The organism is Streptomyces ipomoeae 91-03 (assembly GCF_000317595.1).
Classification (GTDB): Bacteria; Actinomycetota; Actinomycetes; order Streptomycetales; family Streptomycetaceae; genus Streptomyces; species Streptomyces ipomoeae.
This window is the reverse complement of sequence record NZ_AEJC01000376.1, coordinates 20,119-32,329: the sequence shown is the minus strand read 5'-3', so window position 1 is coordinate 32,329 and position 12,211 is coordinate 20,119. Positions and strand designations below refer to the sequence as shown.

Below are 12,211 nucleotides of genomic sequence, written 5' to 3'. Positions count from 1 at the left end.
ATGGACTCCTCCGCGAGCATCGCGCAGAACTCCTCGTCCAGCCGCAGCCCGTTGGTCTGCATCCGCAAATCGAGCTCGGCCACGCCATGCAGCGGGGAGCGCAGTTCGCGGGAGAAGCGGCGCAGCTTTTCCCGCCCGGCGAGCAGGGGCTCGCCACCGTGCAGGACGAAGCCCGTTCGCCGTCGGGTCAGCGGAACCCCGCTCGCCGTTCGGTCACAGGATCGTGAATCCGCCGTCCACCGGCATGACCACACCGGTGGCGAACGAGGCGCGGTCACTGCAGAGCCAGACCGCCGCCTCGGCGATCTCCTCGGGCTCCGCCGTTCGCGACTGGGGGGTGAGCTGGTGGAGTATCGGCTCCACGGCGGGGTTGTTCTGGAACCACTCGGTCACCATCTCGCTGCGCGTCGTCCCCGGAGCCACCGCGTTGACCCGGATGCCCTGGCCGGCGTACTCCGCCGCGGCGGCCCGCGTCAGGCCGACGACCGCGTGCTTGGAGGTGACGTAGGGCGCCGCGACCGGCGTCGCCACCAGTCCGCCCACGCTGCTGGTGTTGACGATGGCGCCGCCGCCCGTCTCCAGCATGGCGGTGATCTCATGGCGCAGGCAGTGCCAGACGCCGCGGACGTTCGTGTCCATGATCCGGTCGTAGACCTGATCGTCCATCAGGTGCAGCGGCGTCTGCTCCACGCCGTAGCCGGCGTTGTTGAAGGCCACGTCCAGCCGTCCGAAGTGTTCCACCGCGGCTCGCACGGCCGCCGCGACCTCGTCGCCGCGCGCCACATCGGCGATCGCGTACCGGGCCTTGTACCCGTCGGCCTGCAACTCGTCGACCAGGTCGGCCAGTCGTCTCTCCCGTCTGGCGACGAGCAGCACCGAGGCGCCTTCGCGTGCGAAGACCCGTGCGGCGGCGGCGCCGATCCCGCTGCTGGCACCCGTGATCAGGGCCACCTTGTCGGTGAGGAGTCCGTTCCCTTGTGTTGTCATGGTCATTTCATAGCGCAGGTCGAACATCCGTGAGTGAAGTTCACCCGTCAATTTGCCTGATGGTGCACGGCGCTTTGCGCGGTCAGCCCTGCCAGCAGGTCCCGGCCGCGGCCTCGGCGTCCAGGGTGCGCAGCAGGTCCTCCCCGATCTCGCCCGGCGACCGCACCAGATGCCGTACGCCCACCTCGCGCATCAGCTCGCGCTGGAAGCCGTGCTCGAAGCCGCTGGGATTGCCGATGAAGGGCACCCCGAGTTCACGGGCCGTCTCAGCGACCCGCGCCACGTCGTCGATGACGAGCACCTGGTCGGGCCGGAGACCGAACGTCTCCGTGGTGATCTCGCGGATCCCGGGGCGGTAGGCGTCGGTGCACACATACCCGGGGTCGTCGAAGAGTCCGGCGTGCCCGCCCAGGGCGGCGTCGAAGTGGGAGCGGTCGAGGCCGCCGTAGCAGACGGTCCGCAGCCCGAGCGAGCGCAGCAGTTCGACCATGGCGACCGCGCCGTCGAGGATCCGCACCGGGTGGCGTGCCACGTACTCGGCCCGCTCGCGGAAGTACTCCTCCAGCACCTTCTCCGGTGGCCAGTCGACGCCCGCCGCCTCGGCGATCACCCGCGCGGCCTCGGCCTGCCGCTGCGAGAAGATCCGCCGCTCCAGCTCCGCCGTGTAGACACCGCCCCGGCTGACGATGAAGTGGTGGATCACCGGACTGAAGGTGTCGTTCACCATGACACCGTCGATGTTCACCGCAGCCGCACGCAGATGCCGGAGTCGTCCGCCCGTCATGCCTCTCCCCCTAAGTCGGCATGGTCATCCTAGGGCAGTAGAGGCCTTGTACGAACGAGAGTTCGCTCTTCCAGCAGTGAGGTGAGCAGATCGGCCACGATGTACACCCCGTTCCGGCTGAGCACCGATTCCGGGTGGAACTGGACCGAGCGGAAGCCCGGGCCGCGCAGGGCGTGCACCTGTCCGGTCTCCTGGTCCCGGCACACCTCGACGGCACCCGACACCCCCGGAGCGACAATCAGGTCCGCGTCCGCACGGGCCGCGAAGGTGTTGTAAAAGCCGACCGGCTCTGGCCGGCCGAACAGGTCGATCTTCTTCTGCACGCCCTGGTCGGGGCGGTCCCTGCGGACCAGGTCGAGGCCGAGCAGGCCGCTCAGCACCTGGTGGCTCAGGCACACCGAGAGGAACGGCCGTCCCGCGTCCAGCAGACGGCGTGTGACCGCGCGCAGGTGGGCGATCTTCGGGTGGTGCGGCTGCCGCGGGTCCCCGGGCCCCGGCCCGAGCACGACGAGGTCGTACCCGTCGGTGTCGTACTCCTCGTCGAACCGACGCACCGTCACGGTCGGTCCGAGCGAACGCAACTGGTGGTCCCACATCGCGGTGAAGGTGTCCTCGGCGTCCACCACCAGCACCCTGCGGTCGACGAGCCCGGGCACCGTGTGCGCCCGGGGCGCGGCGGCCCCCAGCCAGAAGGAGGAAAGGGCGCTGTTGCGTTCCCGCAGTGCGGCGAGGACATCGGGATGCCGGGCGAACGATCCGGCGCCGGAGGCCGGCCGCGAGCGCCGGGTGGACCGCCGGGGCGGGGGCGCCTGGCCGAGAGCGGACAGCAGCCCGGCCGCCTTGGCCCTCGTCTCGGCCGCCTCGGCCTCCGGATCGGAGTCGCGGACCAGGGTGGCGCCCACCCCGATGGTCATCCGGCCCGCGGCGTCGATGACGGCCGTCCGGATCAGGATCGAGGAGTCCAGCGTGCGACCGCCCTCGGCGTCGCGGCCGATGAGCGCCGCCACGCCGCTGTAGTAACCACGGCCGTGCGGCTCGAACTTGCGGACGACCCTGGCCGCGCTCTGCAGCGGGCTGCCGGTCACCGTGGGGGCGAACAAGGTCTCCCGGAGGATGTCGCGGAGGTCGGCGGTCGTCCGTCCCTCGACGAAGTACTCCGTGTGCGCCAGGCCGGCCATCTCGATCAGATGCGGACCGCTCACCCGGACCCCGAAGTCGCTGACGCGGGCCACCATCTTCAGTTCCTCGTCCACGACCATGGAGAGCTCGTCGGCCTCCTTGGGGTCCGCCAGGAAGCCCAGCACCCCGGTCAGCGTGGGGCCCTCGGCCGGGTACCGGTAGGTGCCACTGATCGGATTCATGACCGCGACCCCGCCGGACAGGCTCAGATGCCGCTCGGGGGTCGCGCCGACGAACGTCCTGCCGCCCGCGTGGATGACGAAGGTCCAGTACGCCCCCCGCTCCCGCTCCATCAGCCGGCGGAAGACGGCCAGTGCCGAGAGCGGCGAGTAGTCGGAGACGTCCGCGACGAAGGACCGCCGGACCACGAAGTTGGCGCCCTCGCCGGTGCCGATCTCCTCGGCGATCACCCGGCGGACGATGTCCGCGTAGGCCGCGTCGTCGATGTCGAAGGCACCGCCGACCAGGTCGATCCGGGTGTCCGGCAGCTGCGCGAGCGCCTCGTCGACGGGGATCGACGCCTGCGCGGCGATGCGCAGCGTGATCACCGGGGCTCCGTCGTCCACCGCCTCGAACCCGCGCTCGGCGATCTGCCGGTAGGGGACCACGACCAGCACGTCGTGCTCGGGGCTCCCGGTGCCCGGGGCCGGAGCGCCGTCCGGGTGGGGGGCGCCGCTCGGCAGCGGGATGTCGGCCAGGGCGGCGACCTCGGCGGTGTCGCCGACCAGCACCTCGATCCGGTCGGCCGGCCCCGTCTGCGGCCGGTGCAGCAAAGCGAAGTCCGCGTGCCGCGCGGCCATGATCTGCCCCAGCAGTGTGTCGTCGTGCGGGCCGGTCTCCGCTGAGTGCGTCATGGCCCTCCTTTCCGTCAGATGCGGCTGCCGGCCTGCGGCAGGGCGAGCTGGTCGAGAACGGTGGCGGTCGTCACCGTCATCGCGCAGCGCTCGGCCGCGTACCGCAGGGCGAACCGGTGGTACTCGTGCGAGAAGTCGGCGATGGCGTCGGCGACGAGGAACGGCTGGATGTCGGCGCCGAAGGCGTCCGCGCTGGTCATGAGGATGCCGACATGGGCGTACACACCGCACACGATGAGCTGGTCACGCCCCAGCGCCCGCATGGACTCCAGGAGTCGGGTGCGGTGGAAGGCGCTGTAGCGCCACTTGGTCAGCACCAGGTCGCCCGACTCGGGCCGGATCGGGTCGACCACCTCCCGGTGCTCCGGGGCGACCGTCATCCCGGAGCCCCAGAAGTCCCGCAGCAGGCCGCGCTGTTGCTCCGTCATCCCGCCCGGCTGGGTGGTGTAGGCGACCGGGATGTCGAGCGCCGCGCAGCGCTCCCGCAGGGCGGTGACATTGCGGAGCAGCTCCGTCACCGGGGACTGGCCGGTGGGAAAGGGCTGGATGAAGTACTTCTGCATGTCGTGGATCAGCAGGACCGCGCGGTGCGGGTCCACCGCCCACCGGGCGGTGTTCTCGGGCAACTCGCTCTCGGTCGGCATCGGATAGGCCGCGATGGCGGGGATCCCCATGACGAGATGTGTCCTCTCTGGGCAGGACGGTTCCAAGCAGGTCGGGTGAAGTCGGGCCGAGTCGGCTGCGGTCGGGCAGCGCCCCGAAGGGGCGCGGGGCTCTGCTGATATGCGGCTCCGCCGCGAGCGACCACAACGGCGCCGCAGTGAACCAACGGCCCGTCCCGGCCCCTCGAGCGGAGCGCCGCGCGGCGGAGGGCCTAGTGGCCGAGCGCCGCGCCGCCGTCGACGGTGAGGTCGTGCATCGTGATGTGGGCGGCCTGGTCGGAGAGCAGGAACACCACCGCGTCGGCGATGTGCTGCGGCCTCGCGATGCGCCCCAGCGGGATGCCGACGCGGAAGGCGGAGGACACGCCGTCGATCGACGCCTGCTCCGCGCCGTCGTCCCACAGGGCGGTCAGCATCTGGGTGTCGGTGGAGCCGGGGGCCACCACGTTGCAGCGGATCCCGAAGCGCGACACCTCCAGGCCCAGGCACTTGGTGAACATGGTCGCCGCGGCCTTGGACGCCGAGTACGCGGCCATGTCCACCCGCGCGGTGCCGGCCGCGTTGGACGCGATCGTCACGATGGCGCCCTGCCTGCGCTCGACCATGCGGTTGACCACGGCACGCGAGACGAAGAAGACGCCCGCGGTGTTCACCGCGAAGGTGGTCGCCCAGTCCTCGTCGGTCAGGCCCCGCGCCTGGCCCAGGCGCAGCACCCCGGCCGCGTTGACGAGGTAGTCCAGCGGGCCGAGGCGCTGTTCGGCCTGTTCGACGACGGCCTCGACCGCGGCGCTGTCGGTCACGTCCGCGGGGAACGCCTCCGCCCGCCCGCCCGAGACGCGCACCTTCTCGGCCAGTTCCTCGAGTCGGTCCGCGTTCCGGTCGAGCATCGCCACCATGGCGCCGCGCTCGGCGAGGGTACGCACGACGGCCTCACCGATGCCACCGGCCGCACCGGTGACCAGCGCTACCTTGTCATCCATTCCATCGACATTCATAACGACCCCAAAGATCGACGACGATCGACTGCGGCCGACCGAGAGTTCTGCTGAGGAATTCAGGAAGCGGTGCCCGTCATCGAAGAAGCGACCGGCCCTGCCAGGCGGCGGCGACCTCCAGCGCCTGTGCCGGATTCAGCCGCGGATCACACAGACTCGTGTACCGGTCCCCGACGGATTCCATGGACCGCTCGTCGGACGCGCATTCGGTGACGTCGTCGGGCGTGGTCTCCAGATGCAGGCCGCCGACGACCGCGCCGACGCCGCCGATCGCGTTCTGGAATTCCTTCACCTCGCGGACGACGGTGTCCACGAGCCTGGTCTTGAGGCCGCCCGGCCCGGCGACCGTGTTGCCGTGCATCGGGTCCGACAGCCAGATGACCGGATGACCCGCGTCGTGCACGGCCGCGGCCATGGCCGGCAGCCGCTCGGCGATCGCGTCCGCGCCCATCCTGGCGATCAGCGTGAGCCGGCCCGGCTCGCGGTCCGGGTCGAGCCGTTCGCACAGGGCCAGCAGTTCGCCGGTGCTCATGCCCGGACCGACCTTGGAGGCCACCGGGTTGGCCACGGAGGCCAGCAGCGCCACATGGGCGCCGTCCAACTGGTTGGTGCGGTAGCCGATCCAGGGCCAATGGGTCGAGGCGAGGTAGCGCCGGCCCGTCTCGTCGAGGCGGATCAGCGGCGCCTCGTAGTCGAGCAGCAGCGCCTCATGGCTGGTCCACACCGGGGTGCCGAAGGCCGGGGGCTGTGCGGCGATCCGGCCCCGCAGCGCCTCCATGGCCCGGCTCGCCGCCTCGTAGCCCGAGCGCAGCCGACGCGGGTCCGGGCGCCGCAGCCGTGCGTCCGGCTCCGGGCCGTTGACCATGTGGCCCCGGTAGACCGGCAGTTCCACCCCGTCCACCGACTCGGTGGGGCGGGAGCGCGGTTTGGCGAACTGGCCCGCCATCCGGCCGATTCGGAGCGTGGGCAGCAAGGTGTTCATGGACATCACCCCGGCCAGCGCTTCGAGCAGCGCCACCTTGCGGTTGACGTGTTCGGGCTCGCACTCGGCCGGGTCCTCGGCGCAGTCTCCCGCCTGGACCACGTGGAACCGCCCGGCCACCACCTCGGCCAGCAGGCCGCGCAGTTCGGCGACCTCCCCGGCGGTGACCAGCGCCGGCCGGTCGGCGAGGTCGAACGTGACGTCGGCCAGGAGGTCGAGGTCCTCCCACTCCGGCTGCTGCAGTGCGGGAAGTGCCCTCCAGAGCTCGTTCCGGCCCTCCAAGAGGGCGGATCCGGCTGCGGCCGGTCCGGTCGTGATCGCGTCGCTGGTCACCAAGAACCTCCGTGGTCGTGATTCGTTCACCGTCTCGGAGAGGGCATGTCCGGACGCCGCACCGTCACCCGCGCCGCTGCGCCGCACAGACGGACGACCTTCGCCGAGTGTGCTGTCGCGGCACCGGGCGATCAACGCGCGGCAGTCAACTTCGTCAGGTGCCCGGGACTTCGTCGTTCGCCGGAATCCGGAATCCGAAATTCGGATCCGCTCGGAGACGTTCGGAGACGTTCGGAGACGTTCGGAACCGGCGGAATGAATCCTCCGTGGCTTTTCACCCGCCGACGGCTCTTCTCCGAAAGTGCCGGACGGACTCCGTCATGTCCGGCGGTATTCCGCGCTCCGCCATGTCCGTCGGTATTCCGCGCGTGTACGGAAAAGATCGTGGCGGTGAACGGCCGCGGTCCGCCGCGGACTTGATTGGTCTTGCCGTTCAAGTCTCGCGATCAATTCGACGCGCTGTTGGACTCGGTTCGAGGAGGCTGCGCACTGTCCAGCCCAACCCGTTCCGCGAGCTCGATCTGACCACCAGAGGGAAGGCACCGTGAACAGCGAACTGCTTGTCTCCGACGCGAGCCACTTCCGGGTCGACTACGAGATCAACCCCTACATGGACACCGCGATCCAGCCCGACACCGAGGCGGCGCTCGCCGAGCACCAGGTGATCGTGGCCGCGCATCTCACGGCCGGCCGCAAGGTCGAGTACGTGCCGTCCGCGCCGGAGTGCCCGGACATGGTGTTCACCGCCAACGCCGCCGTGGTCCGCGGCGACCGGGCCGTCCTGGGCTGCCCGCCGCCCGAGCGGAAGGCCGAGGTGCCGTACTTCCAGGAGTGGCTGGCCGGTCGGGGGTTCGAGGTCATCGAGGCGCCTTACGCCTTCAGCGGCCAGGGCGACGCGCTGGCCTGCGGCGATCTGCTGCTGGCGGCGTACGGCCAGCGCACCGACGAGCGGATGCTGGAAGTGCTCGCCCGGGAACTGGAGTACGAGGTGGTGCCGCTGAGCACGGCGGGCGCCCGCTGGTACGACCTCGACCTGGCCGTGGGTGTCATCACCCCGGACACGCTGGCGTACTGCCCCGAGGCCCTCGACGCGCGTAGCCTGCGGACCCTGCGCGGGCTCGGGGTCGACCTGATCGAGGTGTCCGTCGACGAGGCGGCGCGGTTCGCGCTGAACCTCGTCAGCGACGGAACCACCGTGACCATGACCCAGGGCGCGCCGCGCCTCGCCGCCATGCTGCGCGACCGCGGCCTGGAGGTGGTCGAACTCGTCACGACCGAACTGGCCAAGGGCGGCGGTGGGATCCGCTGCACCGCCCTGACGCTGGACAACCCGCCGGCGAACCGGCGGTCATGACACCGATGGGGAGCAGGCAGGTATGACCACGGGATCTGTGCGGGTGCATCGTGCCGTCGGCGCGGTGCGGGGGCACCGTGTCGTCGGCGCGCTGATAGCGGCGCTCGCGGCCGTGCTGACGGTGCTGGGTGGGGCGGGCACCGCGTCCGCGCACGCGGCGCTCGTCTCCACCGACCCGGCGCAGAACTCGGTGGTGGCGAGGCAGCCGTCCGCCGTCACGCTCACCTTCGGCGAGGGGATGACGCTGCCCGCCGACTCGCTCCGTGTCTTCGACCCGGCGGGCAGGCGGGTCGACGTGGGCACCCCGGGGCACGCCGACGGCAGGGCCGAGACCGCACGGGTCGCCCTGCGCGACGGCCTCGCCGACGGCACGTACACGGTGGCCTGGCAGGCGATCTCCGCGGACTCGCATCCGATCGGCGGCGCCTTCACCTTCTCCATCGGTGCGCCGTCGGCCAGTTCCGTCTCACTCGCGCCGCTCCAGGGCACCCGGACGGACGGCCTGATCTCCTTCCTGTACGGCACCGGACGCGCGATCGCGTACGCCGCGTTCGCGCTGCTTGCCGGAGCGGTGGCGTTCGTCCTGATCTGCTGGCCGGCGGGCGCGTCCGTCCGGCGGGCGCAGCAACTGATGGCGGCCGGTTGGGTCGGCCTGCTGGGCTCCACCGTGGTGCTGTTGATGCTGCGCGGCCCGTACGAACAGGGCAGCGGCATCGCGCCGTCGGCGGATTCCGCGTCGGCGCACGCGGAGGTTCCCGTGGACGAGCGGATCTACATCGCGCTGGCCGCGCGGCTGTTGCTGCTCGTCGCGAGCGGGGTGTTCCTGGTGCTGCTGGTGGGGCAGCTGGGGCAGCCGGGCACCGACGCGCCCGGGCAGCCCGGCACCGACGCGACCGGTCGATCCCGGTCCCGGTCGCGGCTCGGTCTGGCCGGTCTTGTGCTGGCGGTCGGGCTGTCGGCGACCTGGGTCACGACCGACCACGCCTCCGAAGGCCCCCAGGTCTGGCTGGCGTTGCCGGTGACCGCACTGCACCTGCTGGCGATGGCGGCCTGGCTGGGCGGTCTGGTGACACTGGCGGTCGGACTCCGTCACGGACTCACCCCCGCCGCGGTGGGGCGCTTCTCCCAGGTGGCCTTCGTCTCGGTGACGGTCCTGGTCCTGACGGGCCTGTACCAGTCCTGGCGGGAGTTGGGCTCCTGGGACGCGCTGTTCGACACCGAGTACGGTCAACTGCTGCTGATCAAGACCGCCTGCGTGGCCGCCATGCTCGTGGCGGCGTGGCTCTCCCGCTCCCGGCTGGCCCGTCTACGGTCCGACACGGAGGCGGTCGAGGGCGGCTCCGCCCGGGAGGACAGGTCCACGCGAGCGGGCGGCTCCGTGCGGGAGAACAGCTCCACACGAGCGGGCGGCTCCGTGCGGGAGAACAGCTCCGCGCGGGAGGACAGCTCCGCGCGGGAGGACAGCTCCGCGCGGGAGAACAGCTCCGCGCGGGAGAACAACTCCACACGAGCGGGCGGCTCCGTGCGAGCGGGCAGCTCCGCGCGGGAGAACAACTCCGCGCGGGAGAACAGCACCGTGCGAACGGACGACCCCGTGCGGGAGGACGACAACTCCACGCGGGAGGACGGCTCCACGCAAGCGGGCGGCTCCACGCGAGCCGGTCTGCGGCGTTCCGTCCTGGTGGAGTCGGCCGTGGCCGTGGTGGTGCTGGTGGTGACCACGATGCTCACCGCCTCACCGCCCGGGCGGACGGCGGACGCGGAGGGGTCCGCGTCGCAGAGCCCGGCGGCATCGGCCGCGAGCACCGCACCGGGCCGTACCGTCACGGTGAGGATCCCGTTCGACACGGGCGGCCGGACCGCGAACGCCAAGGGCACCGCGACGCTGAGCCTCGCCCCGGCGGCGGCCGGCGGCTACACCGTCGGGCTGCGGCTGACCGACGCCGACGGGGAGCCGGCGGACGAGCCGGAGGTCCGCCTGGCGTTCACGCTGCCCGCCCGGGACCTCGGGCCGCTGCAGGCGACGCTCCGGCCGGAGGGCGCCGGACGCTGGTCGGGCGCGGTCCCCCTCACGCTGGCAGGCAACTGGACGGTGTCGCTGACCGTACGCTCGTCCGACATCGACGAGGCGACGTCGACACGGCAGTTGACGATCGGCGGCTGATGATGGGGGGTGAGCCCCCGGCAGGGCGCCAGTTGACGATCACCGGCTGGGCACCCGACGAAGCGGTCGACACGACCGACGACGACCAGCAGCTGAACACCCGACAGGGCAACCGACACGACAGACAACGACCGACAGCGCAGCACCCGACAGGACGTCAGGCGGCCATCACCGGTTGAACACCCGGCGGAGCGGTCGACGCGGCAGTCGACGATCGGCGGTTGAGTGCCCAGCGGGGGCGGTGACGACCGCCGGTTGACCACCCGGCAAGGCGGCAGACGACCACCCCCAACCGACCACCCACAGCCGACCACCCCCCGAGACGACAGACCGCCACCCGCAGCTGAACCCCCGCCAAGGCGGAGCCCGTAGCGGACCTGACAAGGTGTCCCCGCTCCGCTTTCCGGGCCGGTGTGGCTTCGATCACGCTGGGCAGATGATTCGTCACAAACAAGTCTGGCCGTGGATGATCGCGGCCATCGGATTCGTCGCGCTGGTCGCGGCGGCCGGGTTCCGGGCCACCCCCGGTGCCCTGGTCGAGCCGCTGCAGAGTGATTTCGGATGGTCCACCGGGGTCATCGGCTTCGCCATGTCCGTCAACCTCGCCCTCTACGGCGTCACCGCGCCCTTCGCCTCCGCGCTGATGGAACGCTTCGGCGTGCGCAAGGTGACCGCGGGCGCCATGGCCCTGATCGCCCTCGGCAGCGGCCTGACCGTCTTCATGACCGCGTCCTGGCAGCTCGTGCTGCTCTGGGGCGTGCTGGTCGGTCTGGGCTCCGGCTCCATCTCGCTGGGCTTCGTCGCCACGATCGGCACCCGCTGGTTCGTCAAGCGCCAGGGCCTGGTCACCGGCCTGCTCACGGCGGGCGGCGCGACCGGCTCGCTGGTGTTCCTGCCGCTGGTGGCGAAGCTCTCCGAGTCGCCGGGCGGCTGGAAGACCGCCGCGATCGTGGTGTCCGTGGTGGCCTTCAGCACGGTGCCGATGGTGCTGCTGTTCTTCCGGGAGCACCCCGCCGACGTCGGGATCCCGCCGTACGGCGCGGACGAGATCGTGCCCGTGCCGCCCCCCACCAACAGTGCGGCCCGCCTCGCCATCGACGCTCTGAAGAACGCCGCCCGCACCAGGGTGTTCTGGCTCCTCGCGGCCGCGTTCGCGATCTGCGGCGCCACCAGCAACGGCCTGGTCAACACCCACTTCATCCCCGCCGCCCACGACCACGGCATGCCGACCGTCACCGCCGCCGGTCTGCTCGCCATGATCGGGATCTTCGACCTCATCGGCACGGTCGCGTCCGGCTGGCTCAGCGACCGTTACGACTCACGAATCCTGCTGCTCGCCTACTACGCGCTGCGCGGTGTGTCGCTGCTGGTCCTCCCCCAGCTGTTCGACAAGGAAGTCACCGGCTTCATGATCGTGTTCGTGATCTTCTTCGGCCTGGACTTCATCGCCACCGTGCCGCCCACGGTCGCCCTGTGCCGGGAGTACTTCGGCATGTCCGCCCCGATCGTGTTCGGCTGGATCTTCGCCGCGCACCAGCTCGGCGCCGCCTTCGCCGCCACGGCGGCCGGCCTCACCCGTGACGGCTTCGGCAGCTACGCGCCCGCGTGGTACGTCGCCGGCGCCCTCAGCATCGGCGCGGGGCTCCTGTCCGTGTGGACGAAGCCTTCGGCGGTCGAGGAGAAGAAGACCCTGCTCGAAGAGCCCGCGACCGTCTGATCGTCCACGTGCTCCACCGCACCCGCCCCGCCCTGTTCCGCCCCGTCCCGTCCCGTTCCGTCCCGCAGGTGGCGCCTCCCTGTGGTCCACCGGAGGCGCCACCTCAGTCTTTCGGGCCGGCCACGGGCCACACGCAGTGGGCCACGGGTCATGCGGTGGGTCACGGGTCGCAAGGTGACGGAGTCACTCCGATTCCGTTG

Annotated in this window: 10 protein-coding genes; 4 read left to right on the top strand and 6 right to left on the bottom strand. The window is 71.3% G+C overall.

Features of this window, described 5'->3' with window-relative positions; genetic code table 11:
* The coding region (locus tag STRIP9103_RS51830) for a hypothetical protein (protein WP_234022282.1) at positions 1-227 on the top strand (227 nt) is incomplete at its 5' end.
* Here STRIP9103_RS51830 and STRIP9103_RS24445 read toward each other — a convergent pair.
* The 6 genes from STRIP9103_RS24445 to STRIP9103_RS24420 all read right to left on the bottom strand — a co-directional run bounded on the left by STRIP9103_RS24445 (position 214) and on the right by STRIP9103_RS24420 (position 6,776).
* On the bottom strand, positions 214-987 hold the full coding sequence (locus tag STRIP9103_RS24445) for a glucose 1-dehydrogenase (protein ID WP_048820902.1): 774 nt from the start codon (positions 985-987) through the stop codon (positions 214-216). The genes STRIP9103_RS51830 and STRIP9103_RS24445 overlap by 14 nt on opposite strands.
* Before the next feature lie 82 nt (positions 988-1,069).
* On the bottom strand, positions 1,070-1,771 hold the full coding sequence (locus tag STRIP9103_RS24440) for an HAD family hydrolase (RefSeq protein ID WP_009321203.1): 702 nt from the start codon (positions 1,769-1,771) through the stop codon (positions 1,070-1,072).
* A gap of 29 nt (positions 1,772-1,800) precedes the next feature.
* Positions 1,801-3,804: a phenazine-specific anthranilate synthase component I gene (locus STRIP9103_RS24435; protein ID WP_009321205.1), complete on the bottom strand. Its 2,004-nt coding sequence runs from the start codon at positions 3,802-3,804 to the stop codon at positions 1,801-1,803.
* 14 nt (positions 3,805-3,818) lie between these two features.
* Positions 3,819-4,478, bottom strand: coding sequence for an isochorismatase family protein (locus tag STRIP9103_RS24430; RefSeq protein WP_009321183.1), 660 nt, complete (start codon positions 4,476-4,478; stop codon positions 3,819-3,821).
* Positions 4,479-4,678: 200 nt separating this feature from the next.
* Entirely contained in the window at positions 4,679-5,446 is a 768-nt protein-coding gene (locus STRIP9103_RS24425) for a 2,3-dihydro-2,3-dihydroxybenzoate dehydrogenase (RefSeq protein ID WP_009321204.1), read from the bottom strand.
* 91 nt (positions 5,447-5,537) lie between these two features.
* Positions 5,538-6,776: a 3-deoxy-7-phosphoheptulonate synthase gene (locus STRIP9103_RS24420; RefSeq protein WP_009321197.1), complete on the bottom strand. Its 1,239-nt coding sequence runs from the start codon at positions 6,774-6,776 to the stop codon at positions 5,538-5,540.
* Between the two features lie 544 nt (positions 6,777-7,320).
* On the opposite strand from STRIP9103_RS24420, the gene STRIP9103_RS24415 reads away from it, so the two are divergent.
* The 3 genes from STRIP9103_RS24415 to STRIP9103_RS24400 all read left to right on the top strand — a co-directional run bounded on the left by STRIP9103_RS24415 (position 7,321) and on the right by STRIP9103_RS24400 (position 12,011).
* A complete protein-coding gene (locus STRIP9103_RS24415; RefSeq protein ID WP_009321193.1) occupies positions 7,321-8,130 on the top strand; it encodes a dimethylarginine dimethylaminohydrolase family protein in 810 nt (269 codons plus the stop codon).
* 22 nt (positions 8,131-8,152) lie between these two features.
* Positions 8,153-10,294 carry a FixH family protein gene (locus STRIP9103_RS24410; RefSeq protein WP_009321202.1) on the top strand — a complete coding sequence of 714 codons (2,142 nt, stop codon included), beginning with the start codon at positions 8,153-8,155 and terminating at the stop codon, positions 10,292-10,294.
* Between the two features lie 436 nt (positions 10,295-10,730).
* Positions 10,731-12,011, top strand: coding sequence for an MFS transporter (locus STRIP9103_RS24400; protein WP_048820900.1), 1,281 nt, complete (start codon positions 10,731-10,733; stop codon positions 12,009-12,011).
* Positions 12,012-12,211 lie beyond the last annotated feature (200 nt).